Raw genomic sequence first — 18,321 nt, 5'->3', positions numbered from 1 at the left:
GGCTGGGGCTCCTTCACTGCTGGGGCTCCTTGAGCGTCCGGGTGCCGTCGGCGGTGTGCAGGGTGAGTTCGGGCAGGTCCTTCGACAGGACGGTGCCGGCGCCGACGACGGCGTGGCGGCCGACGGTCACCCCGGCGAGCACGATGGCGCGGGCGGCGACCCAGGCGCCGTCCTCCACGGTGATCGGCGCGTTGCGGTAGCGGAAGTCGACGGTGCGGTGGTCGTGGCTGCCGGTGCACAGCAGCGCCTCCTGGGAGACGCAGACGTCGGCGCCGATGGTGACGGGCTCCAGGTTGAGCAGCCAGGCGCCCTCGCCGATCCAGGTCCGGTCGCCGACGGTCAGCTTCCAGGGCCACAGCACCCGGACGCGGTGCCGGATGAGCACCCCCTCGCCGATCGTGGCGCCGAAGGCCCGCAGGATCGCCACCCGCAGCCGGGCCGGGCAGAACCAGGCGGAGAACACGGTGTTCATCACCGCGAACCACAGCGCCTGGACGGCCTTGCTCCGCCCCTTGTCGTACCCGGCCAGTGTGAAGGCCGACAGATCACGTGCCGTCACGGACGCACCCCCAAGAACCCCCGTCCCGTGTGCCCTCCCCGGCACCGTTCGCACAGATTATCCGTGGACACGCTTCCGGGGAGGCAGGATCTATAGACTGCGCGAGGGGAATCGTTGGGGGGCTGTTGCATGGCCGTTCAGGCACACGAAATCCAGCCGCGCGGAATCCCGTCGCGGGGGCCGGGGGGCCCGGAGGGTCCGGCCGGTCCGGCGGCGGGGGACGTCGAGGTCCCGGCGGTCTCGCCGCGGGCGCTGCTCTCCCGCGCGCTGGCCGTACCGCTGATCCTGGGCCTGGGACTGTTCCTGCCCGCGGTGGTCGCGGTGCAGCCGGGTCCGGGCGTGCGCGACGGCGTCTTCTGGCTGCAGATGGTGCTCACCTGCTACTCCGGCACGCGGCTGGCGGTGATGGCGCTGACGGCCCACCGCAAGCTGATCCAGGGTTCGTTCTGGCTCTTCGTGTACGTGGCGATGGGTGTCGCCCCGCTCGTGCAGAACGTCCTCGACCAGACGCCGACGCCGGTCGTCGGGACCCGCGCCGACCTGCTGGTCGCGGTGGCGCTGGTGCTGATCGGCTGCGCGGCCTTCGACGTCGGCGCCCTGCTGTCGCGGCACCGGCCGATCCGCCGGGCCCGGCGCAAGGACCGCTCCGCCTCCTTCCACCGCAGGCGGGTGTTCCTGCTGGCGGCGATCGCGTTCGTCGGCAGCGCGCTGCTGGTGGTCAAACTGGGCGGTCCCGCGGTGTTCTTCAGCAGCCGTCAGGCCATCACCGACACGATCCGGGCCGACGGCGCCGCCTCCGCGGAGTCCAACGTCGGCTCCGCCTTCCTGCGCGGCTTCGGCACCGTCCCGGCGCTGCTGGCGCTGCTCGTCTTCACCCGCTGGCTGGTGACCTCGCGACGGGCCCGCCGGCGGCCGCTGGTGATCGCCACCTGGGGTGCGCTGCTGCTGCTCAACGGGGTGGTCAACAACCCGATCAGCAATCCGCGCTACTGGTTCCTGACGGTGCTGTTCTCGTTCCTGTTCACCGCCTTCCCCAAGAGCCCGACGATGTACCGGACGGCCCTGGCACTGGGCGTGCTGGCCGCCCTGGTCGTCTTCCCGTTCGCCGACCGCTTCCGCTACGACGACGGCGGCTACAAGCCGGTGCAGACCACGTCCGTCTTCGAGCCGCTGGCGATCAAGGACTACGACCAGGTCGGGATGTTCGCCAACACGATCACCTTCTCGGACACCGGCCCCGGCCACTTCTACGGCCGCCAGCTCGCGGGCTCCGTGTTCTTCTTCGTGCCGCGGTCTGTCTGGCAGGGCAAGCCCCGCGACACGGGCGTCATGATCGGCCAGTGGATGGGGATGAAGAACGTCAACCTCTCCTCCCCCATGTGGGCGGAGGTCTGGATCGACTTCGGCTCCGGCGGCGTCGTCGTGGGCTTCGTCGCCCTCGGCTACCTCGCCGCCCGGGGTGACCGCCGCTACGCCCTGCGCACCTCGGTGGACCCGCGTCCGGGCAATGTGATGGCGATCGTCATCCCGCTGGTCGCGGGCTACTCGTTCATCCTCCTGCGCGGGCCGCTGCTCCAGGCCTCGGGCCGCATCGGGGTCGCCCTGATCTGCTTCGCCCTCGTCACGACCCTGCGCTCCGACGAGGGCAAGCAACTGCGCTGAGCGGGCCGCGCCGGAGCGGGCCTGAGCGGGCCGGGCCGGGGTCAGCGCCCGGCCGCACCCGCCGCCGGGGCCGTCAGCGCGTCGAGCGCGCGGCGCAGTTGCGTACTGGAGGTGTGCACCGTGTAGGGGAAGTAGACGACCTCGACGCCGACCGTGGCGAAGTCCCGTTCGAGCCTGGCGCCCTTCTCGGTGCCGCGCCAGTCGTCGCCCTTGAAGATGACGTCGAACCGGACCTGCTCCCAGGTCTCCAGCTTGTCCGGGACGGTCTCGACGAACGCCGCGTCGACGAAGCGCACGCTGCGGACGATCTCCAGCCGTTCGATGAGCGGGACGACCGGCTTGCGCCCCTTGGCGAGGGCGGCCATCTCGTCGGAGACCACTCCGGCCACCAGGTAGTCGCACTGGCTGCGGGCGTGCCGCAGGATGTTCAGGTGGCCGACGTGGAACAGGTCGTAGACACCAGGTGCATACCCCACACGGTGCGCCATGTTGCGAATCCCCCCACAGGAATACAACCGTTCCGCGAGTTGCGGAGTCTCAGACATTAGCGTGAAGCCAGTGTGTTTCTCTGGTGAACGGATAAGGTGAGCATCTGGTCACTTCTGGGGGGAAGGGGTCCTTCCGTGCCCGAGTTCAAGGGCCGCACTCTGCTACTCGTCTCCACCAACTACGCGCCCGAGCACGCGGGCATCGGCCCGTACGCCACGCAGATCGCCGAGCACTGGGCGGCCGCGGACGGCGGCGGCGCCGAGGTGCACGTGCTCGCCGGGATGCCGCACTACCCGTCGTGGCGGCTCGACCCGGCGTACAAGGGCGTGTGGCGGATCGAGGAGCGGCGTGCCGGGGTGCGCGTGCACCGTCGGCGGCACACCGTGCCGCCACGTCAGACGGCGCTCAAGCGTGCCCTGTTCGAGGCCTCGATCCTCGCCCACGGGCTGGTCGCGGCGCCCCGCGTCCGGCCGGACGCGGTGGTGGCGCAGATGCCGAGCCTGGCCGGCGGCGTGATCGGCGCGCGCATCGCCGCCCGGCACAAGGTGCCGTACGTGCCGATCGTGCAGGACCTGATGGGCGCCGCCGCCGCGCAGAGCGGCATCCGCGGCGGCGACCGGGCGGCGGCGGCCGCGGGGGCCGTGGAGGCATACGCGCTGAAGCGGGCCACGCTGGTCGGGGTGATCCACGAGAGCTTCGTGGACAAGGTCGCCGCGATGGGCGTGGACCGCGGACGCATCCGGCTGGTCCCCAACTGGTCCCATGTGGCGAGCCCTTCGCGGCCGCGCGAGGAGACCAGGGCCCGGCTGGGCTGGGGCCGGGAGCAGACGGTCGTGCTGCACTCCGGCAACATGGGGCTCAAGCAGGGCCTGGAGGTGCTGGTCGAGGCGGCCCGTCTCGACCCCTCGGTGCGCATCGTCCTGATGGGCGACGGCAACCAGCGCGAACACCTGCGGGACCTCGCGGCGGACGTGCCGAACCTGGAGTTCGCCCCGCCCGCCGACGACGCCGACTTCCCCGACGTGCTGGCCGCCGCCGACGTCCTGGCGGTCACCCAGCGCGCCTCGGTGCTGGACATGAGCATCCCGTCCAAACTCACCTCCTACTTCGCCGCCGGGCGGCCGGTGGTCGCCTCCGTCGCCGCGGAGGGCGGCACCGCGCAGGAGGTGCTGCGCTCCGAGGCCGGGCTGCTGGTGGAACCGGAGGACCCGGGGGCGTTCCTGAAGGCCGTGCGCGCCCTCGCCCAGGACCCGGGGGCGGCCGCCGAACTCGGGGGCCGGGGGCCCGCGTACGTGGCGGCGCACCTGAGTCGTGAGGCCGGATTGTCACGGATCAGTGCGCTCCTCTCGGAGGCACTGGACACGGCCGCAGAAGCTGTCGATCCTGAGGGATCGGACGTATGGGGGGTTCCACGCACGTGAGTGATCAACCGCACGCATCGCAGATGTCCGAGGCCCACGACGAACCGGACCTCCTGCGGGACCAGTTCCGTCAGCTCGTCCGCTACCGCGCGCTGCTGGTGGCCGGTGTGCTGATCGGGCTGCTCGGCGGCGGATACCTGGCCGTCTCCGGCAAGGACACCTACGTGGCGACCAGTGAGGTCGTGCTGCGGGCGGCCACCGTCGACGAGTTCGCGGCCGGCGGCACGGCGCCCGACAAGGCGATCAACATAGGCACCGAGCGGCAGACGGCGATGAGCAACGAGATCGCCAAGCGCGCCGCCAAGAAGCTGCACCTGAGCGCACGTTCCGTCTCCGCGCTCCAGTCCGACCTCCAGGTCACCAACCCGCCCAACACGCTGGTGCTGCGCTTCGCGTACACCTACACCGACCCGGACCAGGCGGCCCGCCGCGCCAACGCGCTCGCCCAGGCGTTCATGGACGCGCGCCAGGAGGCCACCGAGAACACCATCAAGAACACCGTCCACAACCTGCGCAAGCAGCTCGACCCGGTGGTCAAGCAGCGCAAGGAACTCGACGAGCAGATCCTGCGGCTGGGCGAGGGCCCCACCCTCGACGCGGCCACCACCGTGCAGGCCACCCTCGTCGGCCGCATCTCCGAACTCAGCACCAACATCACCAGGTTGCAGACCCTCGACACCACGCCCGGCAAGTGGATCCGGGTCGCCTCCCCGCCGGCGGCGGCCTCCGGCCCCGGGCTGCCCATGATGCTCGGGCTCGGCGCGCTCGTCGGCGTCGCCATCGGCCTGCTGGCCGCCTGGGTGCGGCTGGTCTTCGACCCGACCGCGCGCTCCGAGGGCGACGTGGTGCGGGCGCTGCGCGCACCCGTGCTGGGCACCCTGCCGCGCAGCAAGGGCGGGCCGCTGCTCGCCGTCGACCACGCCGACCCCCGGCTGGCCGAGGAGTTCCGCTCGGTCGCCTTCCGGCTCGCGTACGACCAGCGGTTCGCCGAGCACCGCCGGCTGCTCGTGGTCGCCCCGCGCGGCGGCGGCGACACGGCGGCCTCGGTCGCCGTCAACCTGTCCGCGTCCTTCGCCGAGATGGGCATGGAGGTGCTGCTGATCGAGGCCGATCTGCGCACCCCCGGGCTGTCGGCGCGGCTGCGCGCGGCGGACGGCTCCCGGCCCGGCTGGGCCCGCTCCCCGCACCTCAGCGAGGGCGGCTGGCCGGCCGGTCTCCAGGTGCCCATCGACGCGGGCGAGTCCGGCTCCTTCGACCTCGTGCCGGGGCGCCGGGTGCGCAACGTGGCGCGGGCGCTCACCTCGTCGGCGGCGAGCCGGCTGTTCGCGGAGGCGGACGCCCCGGGAGCGGCGGTGATCGTGCTGGCCCCGGCGGTCCTCACGTACGCCGACGCGCTCGCGCTGGCCGACCGCATCGACGGCGTCCTGGTCGTCGCCGACCCGCACGCGGTCCACCGCGCCGACCTCGACCGGGTGCGCCAGCTGATCAGCGGCGCGGGCAGCACCGTGCTCGGCGCCGTCCTGCACACCTCGCCCGGCCGCGGCTGGTGGGCCCGGCGGTCCCGCAGGGCGGCGCGCAAGCGGAACGCCGCGGCGGCGCGGTCCGAGGCCGCGGCCCCGGCCGCCGCCCCGGCAGCCGGGACGGCGTCCGCCCCGGAGGGCGGCGTCACGGTCGCGACGGCCGCCACGGCCAGGACGTCCCTCCCCTCCGGTGACGACACCCCGGCGCCGACCACCGACACCATCCCGCTGCGCACGGTGACGCGGTGACGGTGCGCCCGGCGCCGGGCGCGAAGACCGCGATCGTCTGCTCCGTGCTCGACCAGGGCGTGGCGGCGCTCACGAACATCCTGGTGCTCGTGGTCGCCGCCCGGCTGTCCAGCGCCGCCGGGTTCTCGGTCTTCTCGATGGTCTACACGGTCTTCTCCGTGCTGCTGGGCGTGAGCGTGTCGTACGTCGGCCAGGCCCTGGTGCTGGAACGGGGCGAGGCGGCGTCGGTGGCCGCGGCCTGCCGCTCGGCGGCGTCCTTCGTGGCCGTGGCCTCCGCGGTGGCCGGGGGAGCCATGGCGGCGGTGCTCGCCTTCGTCCCCGGCGAGACGGCCTGGGCGCTGGCGGTGCTCGGCATGGTGCTGCCGCTGGTGCTCACCCAGGACGGGCTGCGCTACTGCTTCTCGACCCTGCGGCTGCCCCATCTCGCCCTCACCAGCGACGTGCTGCGGCTGGCCGTCGCGCTCCCCGCGCTCGCGCTGCAGCCGCACGGCACCGGCCCGGCGCGGCTGGTGGCGGTGTGGGGACTGTCCGCGGTGCCCGCGCTGCTCGTCGGCGCGGCCCTGCTGGCCCCCAGGCTGCGCGGCACCAGGGCCGACCTGCGGCGCTTCGTACGCCGCGGCCACCTCGGGCAGCGCTTCGTCGTCGAGTACGGCGTGGGCAACGCCTCCAGCCAGCTCGCGGTGGTCGGACTCGGCGTCTTCGCCAGCCAGTTGGCGGTGGGCGCGCTGCGCGGTACGACGACGCTCTTCGGCCCGATGAACGTGCTCTTCAACTCCGCCACCGCCTTCGGGCCCCCGCTGCTGGGCCGCGTCCCGAGCATGCGCGGCCAGGTCAGGGCCACCGCCGTCCTCGCCGCCGTCCTCGCGGGCGTCGCCGCCGGCTGGACGGCCGTCCTCATGGCCCTGCCGGACCGCGCCGGCCGTGAACTGCTCGGCGAGACCTGGTCGGCGGCGTCCCGCCTGCTGCCCGCCACGGGCACGCAGTACGCCGCGATCGCCGCCGGCACCAGCGCCCTGCTCACCCTGCGCGTCCTGCGCCCGAAGGCCACCCTGCCCATCCAGGTGGTCTTCTCCCTCGCCTCGGTCGGCTTCATGATCGGCGGCTACGCCCTCGGCGGCGTCCTCGGCGCCGCCTGGGGCCTCGCCCTCGGCTCGACCCTCAAGGCGCTGGTCCTCTGGGGCCGTGTGGCCGTCGTCCGCCGCGAGTCCGCCCCGGCGGACGACCCCGGAACCCGCACCGAACCCGCCCCCGCGTAGCGCACCGCGGGGGCGTGGGCGGGAGGGCGGGGTCCGGCGCTCCCGGAGGCGGTGCGGGCGGGTTGACGGCCGGGGTTCAGGCGCCGGAGCGGGTCACCTTTCCGGTGGCCTCGGGTCCCGTCGCCGTCCGCGGGTACGGACGGGCTTCCGAAGCGGAACAACCTGCGCCCAGTCGAGCTGCCGTGCAAGGGCCGCGAAAAAGGCTTTGGCGTACCCGCACACGCCGACGAGCCCCGGCCCGGACGGGCCCGCCCCGACCTCACGGGCCGGGTGTCGCGGCGGCCTCCCGGTGGGTGGAGTGCGGGAACAGCGGGGCGGGGGGCGGAAGCCGCTCGCCCGGGCCGGCGGCGCAGCGGCGGGCGATCAGGGCCGCGGCGTCGGGGAGGAAGGGTTCCAGCTCGCCGGCGAGGGTGCGGCAGGCATGTACGAGGGCGGCCAGCACCGCGTCGAGACGGCGTCCGGCGCCGACGCTGCGGTGGCGGCGCTCGGCGCGGGCCAGTTCCCAGGGCCGGGTCTCGTCGATGCAGCGGTTGGCCTCGTCGACGATCCGCCACACGGCGGCCGTGGCGCGCCGGAAGTCCACGTCGTGCAGCGCCGCCGCGACGGCGTCCGGCGCCTCCTGACAGGCCGCCAGCACGGCCTCCGTACCGGGCTCGCCGGGCCCCTCCGCCGCGGGGACCACCCCGTCGCGGAAGCGGTGGACCATGGTCACCACCCGGTGCACCAGGTTGCCGAGCCCCCCGGCCAGGTCCGCGTCGGCGCGGGCGACCAGCCGTTCGCGCGTGAAGTCGGCGTCGCCGACCCGCGGCACCTCGCGCAGCAGCCACCAGCGCACCGCGTCGGTGCCGTGCTCGGCGGCCAGTTCCTCCGGGTCGACCGTCGTTCCCGAAGACTTGCTGATCTTGCGCCCCTCCACCGTGAGGTAGTCGTGGACGAGGATGTCCGTCGGCAGCGGCAGCCCGGCCGACAGCAGCATCGCGGGCCAGTAGACGGCGTGGAAGCGCAGCACGCCCTTGCCCACCAGGTGCACGCGCCGCCCGTCGCCCGCCCACCACCGGTCGTACGCGGCTCCGCCGTCCCCGTCGGGGCCGCCGTAGCCGAGGCTGGTGACGTAGTTGCCGAGCGCGTCCCACCAGACGTAGATCACCTGCCCCGGATCGCCGGGCACCGGGATGCCCCAGCCGCGGGCTCGGGTCTGGGAGCGGGAGACGGAGAAGTCGCGCAGCCCGCGGGCGAGCAGGGCGAGCACCTCGTTGCGGCGCGCGGCCGGTTCGATCCGCAGCCGCCCGTCCTCGATCAGCGCGCGCAGCGCGTCGGTGTGACGGGACAGCCGGAAGAACCAGTTCTCCTCCGCGACCGTCTGCGGCTCGGTGCCGTGCTCGGCGCAGCGGCCGCCGACCAGGTCGTCCGGGGTGTAGAACTGCTCGCAGCCCACGCAGTACAGGCCCTCGTAGTGCTCGCGGTAGAGGTCGCCCGCGGCGGCGCAGCGGCGCCACAGCCGCTCCACGCCGGCGCGGTGGCGGGGGTCGCGGCTGGTGCGGATGAAGTCGTCCAGGGAGAGCGCGAGCGGGGCGTCCAGTGCGGCGAACGCGGCCGCGTTGCGGTCCACCAGGTCCTGGACGGGGATGCCCTCGGCCTCGGCGGCCAGCACGTTCTTCAGCGAGTTGTCGTCCGTGCCGCTGAGGAAGCGCACCGGTTCGCCGCGCCTGCGGTGGTGCCGGGCGAGTACGTCCGCCTGCACCAGTTCGAGAGCGAAGCCCAGGTGGGGGCGGGCGTTGACGTACGGGATGGTGGTGGTGACGTAGAAACGGGACGTCTGGGGTGCGGTCATCGGAACCTCCGGGAGGGACGGGGGCGGGGCTCCGAGCACAAAAGGAACGAGGCCCCGGAAGGGGGCCTCGGAAGACGCGGACGCGTCCGGTGTCAGCGGCCCCGGGTGGGGGCCGTCATTCGCCGGTGGTGCGGGTTCGCGATCATGCCTCGATGCCAGCAGCGGGCGCGCTCAGTTCGCGGAACCATTTCGCGAGGAAGGCGACGAGGAAGAGCGCGTGCACGGCGAACAGCGCGGCGTACGCGACGAGGAAGACCCGCGGCGCTCCGAGGGTGAGGAAGACCAGGCAGAACACCCCGTAGTCGACGGGCAGCAGCGCGACGGCGCGCAGCCGTGACGGCGCGGCGGCCGGGACCGCCTGCGCGGAGGCGGGGGGCTTCGGCTTGAGCTTGTCCGCCAGCAGGCCGCCGCTGAAGATCATCACGGCGACGAACTGGAAGCCGAGCGGCAGCAGGAGCCAGCCCTCGGAGGGCAGGTCGAAGAAGCGGTGGAAGGAGATCAGGACGGCCGCGTGGATCGCGGTGATCTTCCCGGCGTCGACCACGTGGTCCAGCCACTCCCCCGCCGGGCTGCCCCGCCCCAGCAGCCGGGCGAGCTGCCCGTCCGCGGAGTCGAAGGCGAAGCCGACGACGAGCCCGAGGTACACGGCCAGAGCCAGCGGCCAGGACGGCCGCGCCAGCGCCAGCGCCAGCACCGCGCCCAGGCTGAAGGCGGCACTGACCAGGGTGACCTGGTTGGGCGTCAGCCGTGCCCGGTAGGCGCCGGCGGCGAGCACCCGGCCGGCCGGGCGGTTGATGTGGCGCGAGTACAGCGACACGCCCTTGGCGGACTTCTGGGCCGTGCGCAGCTCGCGCAGCGCGCCACCGATGGTCAGCGTCACGTGATCCCCCAGCAATGCGACATTCGTGCGCATCACATCATGGCAGGACGCGGCCCCGCGTGGGGGGCCGGTCGGTCTCCTGAGGGGCCGTCACTCCGGCGGCCGGTTCGCCGGTCCCGTCACGTGGGTGAGCAGCAGGGCGATGTCGTCGTTGCGCGGGCCGGACCGCTGGGCGTGTCCGAGGAGGCTGTCGGCGAGGGCGTCCATCGAGGCGTCCGGCCCGGCCCGCGCGACCTGGGCCGCCAGGTCGGCGGCGGAGGCGTCGAGGTCGACGCCCGGGGTCTCCACCAGGCCGTCGGTGTACAGCGCGAGCACCGCTCCGGGCGGCAGCGCGATCTCCGTCGTCGGGTAGCGGGCGTCGCGGTCCACGCCCAGCAGCGGTCCTGGCGGCAGCGGCAGCACCTCGGTGCTGCCGTCGGGATGCCGCAGGACCGGCGGCGGGTGGCCGGCGGTCGCGATGCAGGCGGTGTGCCGTTCCAGGTCCAGCTGGGCGTAGAGACAGCTGGCGAGCAGGCCGGGGTCGAGGTCGACGAGCAGCCGGTTGGAGCGGGTCAGCACCTCGCTGGGGGAGGCGCCCGCGACGGCGCGCACGGCGGTGCGGACCTCCCCCATGAGCGCGGCGGCGTTGACGTTGTGACCCTGGACGTCGCCGATCGTCACGGCGCACGTGGTCGTGTCGAGCCGGATCACGTCGTAGAAGTCGCCGCCGATGTCGATGCCTCGGGTCGCCGGCATGTAGCGGGCGGCCACCTCCAGGCCGGGGACGTCCGGCAGGGCCCGGGGCAGCAGCCGTGCCTGCAGGCTGATGGTGAGGTTGTGCTCGGCGTCGTACAGCCGCGCCCGGTCCAGGGCCTGGGCGACCAGGCCGGCGATCGAGATGAGGACGCTGCGCTCGCCCGAGGAGAAGGGGTGGGGGCGGTCGTAGGCGAGGGCCATGGAGCCGACGGGCCGGCCCGAGGTGATCAGGGGCAGGAACGCCCAGGCGGCCTTGCGGTCCCGGACGACCGTCTCCGGGTAGATCCGCAGCAGTTCGTCGACGTTGGCGAAGAAGCCCGGGACGCCGGTCTTGAGGGTGCGCACGGCCGGGTTGTCGACGTCCATCGGCATGGCGTCGACGGACTCCATGAAGTCCTCGTGGTAGCCCCGGTGCCCGATGACCCGCAGCCGCCCCTCCTCGGCCGTCATCAGCGCCACGGCCTGCACGCCGAAGACCGACAGCATCTGCTCGACGACCAGGTCGATGACGTCCTGGGTGCCGACGGCCTCGGTGAGCGTGGCCGCCATGTGCAGCAGGTGGTACAGGGCGATGGCCCGGTCCGGCGTGGGGCCCGCGGGGAGTTGCGCCGCGGGCGTCTCCGCGGCCTCGGGCGTGGGGGCGGGGGTGACGCGGACGCTGACGCCCGTGCCGTCCGGGTAGAACTCGAAGGTGAGCCAGCGGTCCGGTGGGCGCAGCGCCGTGGCCGAGCCCGGACGGCGGCTGATCATCGCGCCGCGGAAGCGGTCCTCGAAGACCGGGTCGTCCAGCCAGGGCAGCAGCTCCCAGGGTTCGGTGCCCAGGAGGTCGGGCACCTGGGCCCCGAGCAGCGCGGCGGCGGTCTGCGTGACGAAGGTGATCCGGCCCTCCAGGTCCAGGGCGAAGGAGCCCTCCGGGAGCCGTTCGGCGAGGTCGGCCGCGGCCATCGCCTCGTTCGGGCCGTGGGTGCGGTTGCGGAGCACGGGCAGCACCCTCGGCTCGTCGGGGGGCAGCACGGGCCTGCCGTCCTCGGCGGCCCTGCGCAGCAGCCGCCCCATGCGGTCGCAGGCCCCGCGGTACGCGTCGCGGGTCCGCCGGGTGATCCGCCCGGGGTGCCCGTGGTGCCCGCCCGGCCACACCAGGCACAGTGCGCCCCAGATGGTGGAGCCGCTGGTGATCGGGGCCGCGGCGAGCGGGAAGTCGTACGGCAGGACCAGGGCGAGCCTCGGGTAGGCGCGCGCGGTGTCCTCGTGGCCGCCCAGCAGCACCATGCGCCGTTCCCGGACCGCGTCGGCGACCGGGCTCGAGGCGCTGGGCACGACCCGTCCCCAGATGGTGTCGATCTTGCGGGAGACGCCGACGACCACGGTCAGCCGCAGCATGTCCTGCTCGGGGGTCATCAGGTAGATCAGGCCCATGGAGGCGCCCGTGTCGCGCACCACCTGGCTCAGCGGGGAGTCCAGCAGCGCCGGACCGGGGTCCGCGGCGACGAGACCGGCGAGCTCCGGCGCCATGCCCTCACCGCCCTCCGGCCGTCGCCGGGCCCGGTCGCGTCCTGACCTGGGGGACCATCGCCTCCTGCGCCTCCGTTCCGCCGTGGGGGCCGGCCGGCCGACGCGGCTGCCGGGAAGGATCCCCACCCCACGTCAGCTGCCAAACTACCCGATGAACAGCATTGTTCACCTTTCGGGCGCCCGGCCCCGCCGCCCGCCGTGCACGCCGCGCCCCTGTGGCCCCACATGCCCCACACACCCCATGCGCCCCACCGGGCTCACGCCACGCCGAGGGCCCTGGCGAACCGGGTACCCGCCGCCGCCCGGGGCGCGCTCCCGTCGCGCCACGTACGGCAGGGGTGCACCGAGTTGGCGAGCAGCACCAGGAAGCCGCCGGTACCGGGGTCGATCACCAGGCTGGTGCCGGTGAACCCGGTGTGGCCGGCCGCGCCGCGCCCCGCGAGGGCGCCCATGAACCAGGGCCGGTCCACCTCGAAGCCCGGGTAGGGGCCGCCGCGGTCGAGCAGCGCCCGGCAGAACAGGGCGAGGTCCCAGGCGGTCGAGAACAGGCCCGCGTGACCGGCGACCCCGCCCATGACGTGGGCGTTCTCGTCGTGCACGGTCCCGCGGAGCGGGCCGCGGTCGAGCCGGGCCCAGGGCCTGCGCTGGTCCTCGGTGGCGGCGATCCGCGGGGTCCAGGAGGCGGGCGGGTTGTAGCGGGTGTCGTACATCCCGAACGGGTCGGTGACGTCCTCCCGCACGAGGGCGTCCAGGGCCTCGCCGGTGGTCCGCTCCAGGACGTGCTGGAGCGCGATGAGGTTGAGGTCGGAGTAGATCCGCTCGGTGCCGGGCGCCACGACCGGGGCCTCCTCCCAGAGCAGCTTCGCCCGGGACTCGGCGTCGGCGTGGTCGTGGAACGGCAGCTCGGGACGGAGCCCCGAGGTGTGGTCGAGCAGCTGCCCCACGGTGATGCGCCGCTTGCCCGCCGCGCCGAACTCGGGCACGTAGGCCGCGACCTCCCGGCCGAGTTCCAGCCGTCCCACCGCGACGACGGCCGTGAAGAGCTTGGTCAGCGACGCCAGGTCGAAGACGGTGTCCGGCCGCATCGGCACCCACCGCTCACGCGGCAGTTCGACACCGCGGTCGGTGTTCTCGTCGTAGGAGGCGTAGCGCTCCGCCCAGCCCACCGCCTCGTGGACGGCGACCGTGCCGCCGCGGCCCGCGAGGACCACCGCGCCCGCGCACCAGGGATGCACGGAGGGGGGCACGGGCTCCAGATATGGGGTGATGTCCGTGACGAGCCGGCTCAGCTCGTCGCCGCGCAGCTCCGCATCACGGGAGGTACCTCTCGACAGCTGCGGGGCCATGCTCCTCCAGCAACTTGCGGGCCTTCTCGATGAGGGCCGGCGTCGGCTCGCGGCCGGAGGCCATGACCAGGTCCTCCGGATCGATCATATGTTCGGACCCGGTGTGCAGGCAGCTGTCTGCGGTCTTCCAGGCCCACTTGCTCTCGTCGATCGGCTCGGACATCGCTGCCTCCTGAGTCGGCGCGGCAATGACGGCACGAATCACCGTGCATCCACACTACGTCGCCACGGTCGGCACAGCCCGGCGAAGCAGACCACCGCGGCCAGGGCGCTGCCCAGCTGCACCACGGCCATGGGCACCGCCGTGTGCTCGCCCGCGATGCCGACGAGCGGCGAGGCGACGGCGCCCACCAGGAAGGAGGTCGTGCCGAGCAGCGCGGAGGCCGATCCGGCGGCGTGCCGGGTGCGCATCAGCGCGAGCGCGTTGGTGTTGGGCAGCACCAGGCTCATCGCCGCCATCAGCACGAAGAGCCCCGCGGCGACCGGCAGCAGCCCCACCGGCCCGAACCATCCCGAGGTCAGCGCCAGCAGCACCGCCGCGGCCGCGGTGATCACCGCCAGGCCCACCCCGGTCACCTTGTCCATGCTGACCCGCCCGACCAGGATCTTGCCGTTGACCTGGCCCAGCGCGACCAGGCCCACGGAATTGAGGCCGAAGAGCAGGCTGTAGGTCTGCGGGGAGGCCCCGTAGATCTCCTGGACGACGAACGAGGACGCGGAGACGTACGCGAACAGCGCCGCGAAGGTGAAGCCGCCGGTGAGCATGTAGCCGGTGAACGCGCGGTCCGCGAGCAGGCCGCGCATCGCCCCCAGCGTCTCGCCCAGCCCGCCGCTGTGCCGCTCCCCGGGGTTCAGCGTCTCCGGCAGGCAGCGCCACACCACGAGGGTCAGGAGCACCCCGACCACGGTCAGCACGACGAAGACCCCGTGCCAGTCGGTGAGCCGCAGGACCTGGCCGCCGATGAGCGGCGCGACGATCGGCGCGACCCCGGAGATCAGCATCAGGGTGGAGAAGAAGCGCGCCATCGCGACGCCGTCGTAGAGGTCGCGGACGATCGCGCGGGCGATCACTATGCCCGCCGCGCCGCTGAGGCCCTGCAGCAGCCGGAAGCCGATCAGCAGTTCCGTGGTGGACGCGAGGGCGCAGACGGCGGTGGCCAGGACGTAGAGCACCATCCCCGCCAGCAGCGGGCGGCGGCGGCCCCAGCGGTCGCTCATCGGGCCGACGACCAGCTGGCCCAGGGCGAGTCCGGCCAGGCACGCGGTGAGCGTGAGCTGCACCGTGACGGCGGGGCTGCGCAGTTCCTCGGTGACCTGCGGCAGGGCCGGCAGATACATGTCCATGGAGAGTGCGGGGAGCGCGCTGAGTGCGCCGAGGAGGAACGTCACCATCAGGCTGGTGCGAGCTCCTGGGATCTCTCCGGCGCGTCGTACCGGGGTTGACGGCCCCGGTGTGGATATCTGGTCGGGCGGGGTCGCGCCGGCTTCCGGCATGGGTCTCTCTCCGTGGTGTGTGAATCGTTCTCTATGCTCTCAGCAATCACGAGGTGGTCGAGGCCAGGTGGGGGCAGATTCATGACGGAATCGGTCGGTTCCGGTAGGAAAGTGCGCTGGGGCATCCTGGCCACCGGTGGCATCGCCGCGTCCTTCGCCGAGGACCTGCGCGAGCTGAAGGACGAGGCCGAGATCGTCGCGGTCGGCTCGCGCCGGCTCGACTCCGCGCGTGCCTTCGCGGACCGCTTCGGCATCCCGCGCGCGTACGGCAGCTGGACCGAACTCGCCGACGACGAGGGCGTGGACGTGGTGTACGTCGCCACCCCGCACTCGGCGCACCGCGTCGCGGCCGGGCTGTGCCTGCGGGCCGGACGGTCGGTGCTGTGCGAGAAGCCCTTCACCGTCAACGCGGTCGAGGCGCGCGAGCTGGCCGACCTCGCCCGGGCCCACGGACGCTTCCTGATGGAGGCGATGTGGACCTACTGCAACCCCGTGGTGCGGCAGCTGACCGAGCTGGTCGCGGACGGGGCGATCGGCGAGGTGCGCAGCGTGCACGCGGACTTCGGCCTCGCCGGTCCCTTCGACCCCGGCCACCGGCTGCTCGACCCCGCACTCGGCGGCGGCGCCCTGCTGGACCTGGGCGTCTACCCGGTCTCCTTCGCCCACCTGCTGCTCGGCGAGCCCGACGAGGTCCAGGCCTGGGCCCACCTGACCGAGGACGGCGTGGACGACAACACCGGCATGCTGCTCGGCTACGACAGCGGGGCCATGGCGGTGCTCAGCTGCTCCCTCACCGCCGACACCGCCCAGACCGCGGTGGTCACCGGCTCCGCGGGACGGATCGAGGTTCCGGCGAGCTTCTTCCACCCGGACCGCTTCGTGCTGCACCGCGAGGGCCGCGAGCCCGAGGAGTTCGGCGCCCCGGACGACGGCCTGCGCGGGCTGCAGCACGAGGCGGCCGAGGTCATGCGCTGCCTGCGCGCGGGCGAGCGGGAGTCCCCGCTGGTGCCGCTGGAGGGCAGCCTCGCCGTCATGCGGACGCTCGACACGGTCCGGGACCGGATCGGCGTCCGCTACCCCGGCGAGCACTGACCCCCGTCAGGTCTCCCGCAGACCGGGGTCCCCGGCCTCGGTCACGAAGGACGCGGCGGTGGTCAGGGCGGCGCCGGGGGTGGTCACGGAGTCGACGGTCTTGAAGTCGGCCCGCGCCTCCTCGGCGTCCAGCCGGACGGTCACATAGCCGCGGCGGCCGTCGTAGAACCGCAGGTGCGGGTTGGCCGTCATGACCGCCGACCAGTCGGACGGGCGCGGGGAGCCGTCGCGGCCGCTGGTGACGGAGCTGGTGACCAGCTCGGTGCCGATGGTGCGCGAGGTGGGGTCGTCCCAGTCCGCCTTGATGTCCATCGCGTAGTGGACGTGCACGTCCCCGGTGAGCACCAGCAGGTTCTCGACGCCGGCGGCGCCCGCCCCGGCCAGCACGCGGTCCCGGGAGCCGGGGTAGCCGTCCCAGGCGTCCATGCTGAGCGGGGACGCGGCGGCGGTGCCGCTCCTCCGCCGGGACATTACGACCTGCTGCGGGATCACGTTCCAGGTGGCGTGCGAGTTGCGCAAGCCGTCCAGCAGCCAGCGCTCCTGGGTCGCCCCGGTGATGGTGCGCGCCGGGTCCTGCGACTCCGGTCCCGGGGGGTGCCAGCGGCCGCGGTACGCCTGGTCGGTGCGGTACTGACGGGTGTCGAGGATGTCGAACTGCGCGAGCCGTCCGTAGTGGAAGCGGCGGTAGAGCGTCATGTCCGGGCCCTGCGGGAGCTGCGGGAGGCGCAGCGGCTGGTTCTCCCAGTAGGCGCGGTAGGCGGCGGCGCGGCGGACGAGGAACTCGTCGCCGGGGCCGCCGCTCTCGTCGGAACCGCCCGCGTAGTTGTTCTCGGTCTCGTGGTCGTCCCAGGTGACGAACCAGGGGAAGGCCGCGTGGGCGGCCTGCAGGTCGGGGTCGGACTTGTAGAGGGCGTACCGCAGCCGGTAGTCCTCCAGCGTGACCGTCTCCTTGGCGAACCAGGGGGGCAAGGTGCGGTCGGTGTAGGCGCGGGCGCCGCCGGTGGCGCCGACGGCGTACTCGTAGAGGTAGTCGCCCAGATGGAAGACGGCGTCGACGTCCTCGTCCGCGAGGTGGCCGAGCGCGGTGAAGTACCCGTCGTGGTATGCCTGGCAGCTCACCGCGGCCAGGCGCATCTCGTACGGGAGGGAGCCCGGCGCGGGGGCGGTGCGGGTACGGCCGGGGGGGCTGATCCACGGGCCCGCGCGGAAGCGGTAGTAGTACACCCGGTCGGGTGCGAGGCCCTGGGCGTCGACGTGCACGGTGTGGTTGAACTCCGGGTGCGCCGTCGCGATGCCGCGCAGGACGACCCGCCTGAACCGGTCGTCCCGGGCGATCTCCCACTGGACGGGCACACGGGCCGCCTCGGGGAGTCCGTTGCCCGGCGCCGGCTCGTACGGGCGTGGCGCGAGCCGTGTCCACAGCACGACCCCCGAGGGTGTGGGGTCGCCCGAGGCGACGCCCAGCGTGAACGGGTACTCGGTGAGCGCCCCGGGCACCGCCTCGGCCGCCTGGGCGGCACCGGCGACGGGCAGGTTCGTGCTGAACGCGAGGGTCGCGGCGGCCCCCGTGACGGTCAGGAAGCGGCGGCGGTCGAGGAGCGCGGCGGCGGCGCGCAGGATGCGGTCGTGACGGCCGTGACCCTGCGGGTGCGTCATGTGCCCCTCCCCGGCGATCGGTTGCGCGGCCCCGGTCCGGTCGCCAGGGGGATGTTCACGTGCGCACGAGCTCCCGGAACCCCCCGTTCGGACCACGGCGCCCCTGCCACGCTGTTGACGCCGCGTCACCTCGGCGACCCGGAACGGCCACCCTAACCGCCGCGCTCCACCCCCGCGACGCGAAGCCCTCCGTCCGGGGAGCCCCCCACTTGGCACGTCGGGCGGGACGCCCCGGCCAAGATCACCCCGACCGGTGACAGCGGGCGCCGCAGGTCACCCCTGCGGGGGACTGGCATGACGGGTCGTCACCACGCGTGTGGCGCGGGATCGGATGCACGGGGCGGGCCCGCCCGCCCCCGGCCGCGGACCTCCGGCCCGGTCCTGACAGTGTCGGTGACGGTACGTCACGAATCGCGTGGCGACCGACGTCGAGGACGGCGAGTACGCGACGGCTCGCATACAGGGCGCAGGGTGCGGAAGGCGACGGTGGACCGGCGGTCCCGACCTCCCCTTGGGCGCGCATGGTGCGGCCGGACCGCGAGGGCGACCCCGCCGGTACACCCCTCGGGCGACCACGGCACGGCCACGCCGGAGCAAGGACCGCACCGCCGCCAAGGCA

General features: G+C 73.7%; 14 protein-coding genes. 5 read left to right on the top strand and 9 right to left on the bottom strand.

Features of this window, described 5'->3' with window-relative positions:
- Positions 1-13 precede the first annotated feature (13 nt).
- Positions 14-559 carry a WcaF family extracellular polysaccharide biosynthesis acetyltransferase gene (locus CHF15_RS01430; RefSeq protein ID WP_089221717.1) on the bottom strand — a complete coding sequence of 182 codons (546 nt, stop codon included), beginning with the start codon at positions 557-559 and terminating at the stop codon, positions 14-16.
- A 129-nt stretch (positions 560-688) separates the two neighbouring features.
- Here CHF15_RS01430 and CHF15_RS01425 point away from each other — a divergent pair, with 129 nt between their 5' ends.
- A complete protein-coding gene (locus tag CHF15_RS01425) occupies positions 689-2,221 on the top strand; it encodes a hypothetical protein (RefSeq protein WP_089221716.1) in 1,533 nt (510 codons plus the stop codon).
- A gap of 41 nt (positions 2,222-2,262) precedes the next feature.
- On the opposite strand, the gene CHF15_RS01420 is transcribed toward CHF15_RS01425, so the two are convergent.
- Positions 2,263-2,709, bottom strand: coding sequence for an adenylyltransferase/cytidyltransferase family protein (locus tag CHF15_RS01420; protein WP_089221715.1), 447 nt, complete (start codon positions 2,707-2,709; stop codon positions 2,263-2,265).
- A 135-nt stretch (positions 2,710-2,844) separates the two neighbouring features.
- Here CHF15_RS01420 and CHF15_RS01415 point away from each other — a divergent pair, with 135 nt between their 5' ends.
- The 3 genes from CHF15_RS01415 to CHF15_RS01405 are packed head-to-tail and all read left to right on the top strand — an operon-like array spanning position 2,845 to position 7,156.
- Positions 2,845-4,131: a glycosyltransferase family 4 protein gene (locus CHF15_RS01415; protein WP_089221714.1), complete on the top strand. Its 1,287-nt coding sequence runs from the start codon at positions 2,845-2,847 to the stop codon at positions 4,129-4,131.
- A 23-nt stretch (positions 4,132-4,154) separates the two neighbouring features.
- Positions 4,155-5,900, top strand: a complete 1,746-nt coding sequence (locus tag CHF15_RS01410) for a tyrosine-protein kinase domain-containing protein (RefSeq protein WP_089221713.1) — start codon at positions 4,155-4,157, stop codon at positions 5,898-5,900.
- Entirely contained in the window at positions 5,897-7,156 is a 1,260-nt protein-coding gene (locus CHF15_RS01405) for an MATE family efflux transporter (protein WP_107418519.1), read from the top strand. The genes CHF15_RS01410 and CHF15_RS01405 overlap by 4 nt, the downstream gene beginning before the upstream one ends.
- 259 nt (positions 7,157-7,415) lie before the next feature.
- Here the strand turns inward: CHF15_RS01405 and metG are convergent, their stop codons facing one another.
- The 6 genes from metG to CHF15_RS01375 all read right to left on the bottom strand — a co-directional run bounded on the left by metG (position 7,416) and on the right by CHF15_RS01375 (position 14,954).
- Positions 7,416-8,987 (bottom strand): methionine--tRNA ligase, encoded by a 1,572-nt coding sequence (metG, locus tag CHF15_RS01400; RefSeq protein ID WP_089221712.1) that lies wholly within the window; start codon positions 8,985-8,987, stop codon positions 7,416-7,418.
- A gap of 142 nt (positions 8,988-9,129) precedes the next feature.
- Positions 9,130-9,900, bottom strand: coding sequence for a CDP-alcohol phosphatidyltransferase family protein (locus CHF15_RS01395; protein WP_089221711.1), 771 nt, complete (start codon positions 9,898-9,900; stop codon positions 9,130-9,132).
- A gap of 57 nt (positions 9,901-9,957) precedes the next feature.
- A complete protein-coding gene (locus CHF15_RS01390) occupies positions 9,958-12,114 on the bottom strand; it encodes a SpoIIE family protein phosphatase (protein ID WP_089221710.1) in 2,157 nt (718 codons plus the stop codon).
- Positions 12,115-12,371: 257 nt separating this feature from the next.
- Positions 12,372-13,460 carry a serine hydrolase domain-containing protein gene (locus CHF15_RS01385; protein ID WP_089221709.1) on the bottom strand — a complete coding sequence of 363 codons (1,089 nt, stop codon included), beginning with the start codon at positions 13,458-13,460 and terminating at the stop codon, positions 12,372-12,374.
- Complete coding sequence (locus CHF15_RS01380; RefSeq protein WP_018556880.1) at positions 13,426-13,623, bottom strand: hypothetical protein; 198 nt, start codon at positions 13,621-13,623, stop codon at positions 13,426-13,428. Before CHF15_RS01380 ends, CHF15_RS01385 begins: the two co-directional genes overlap by 35 nt.
- 38 nt (positions 13,624-13,661) lie before the next feature.
- Positions 13,662-14,954 (bottom strand): multidrug effflux MFS transporter, encoded by a 1,293-nt coding sequence (locus CHF15_RS01375; protein ID WP_375817157.1) that lies wholly within the window; start codon positions 14,952-14,954, stop codon positions 13,662-13,664.
- An 81-nt stretch (positions 14,955-15,035) separates the two neighbouring features.
- On the opposite strand from CHF15_RS01375, the gene CHF15_RS01370 reads away from it, so the two are divergent.
- Positions 15,036-16,046: a Gfo/Idh/MocA family protein gene (locus tag CHF15_RS01370; protein WP_089221707.1), complete on the top strand. Its 1,011-nt coding sequence runs from the start codon at positions 15,036-15,038 to the stop codon at positions 16,044-16,046.
- Between the two features lie 6 nt (positions 16,047-16,052).
- Here the strand turns inward: CHF15_RS01370 and CHF15_RS01365 are convergent, their stop codons facing one another.
- A complete protein-coding gene (locus tag CHF15_RS01365; RefSeq protein ID WP_089221706.1) occupies positions 16,053-17,702 on the bottom strand; it encodes an alkaline phosphatase D family protein in 1,650 nt (549 codons plus the stop codon).
- Positions 17,703-18,321 lie beyond the last annotated feature (619 nt).

The organism is Actinacidiphila glaucinigra, assembly GCF_900188405.1.
Classification (GTDB): domain Bacteria; phylum Actinomycetota; class Actinomycetes; order Streptomycetales; family Streptomycetaceae; genus Actinacidiphila; species Actinacidiphila glaucinigra.
The sequence above is the reverse complement of the archived record's forward strand: the minus strand, read 5'-3'. Positions and strand labels throughout refer to the sequence as shown.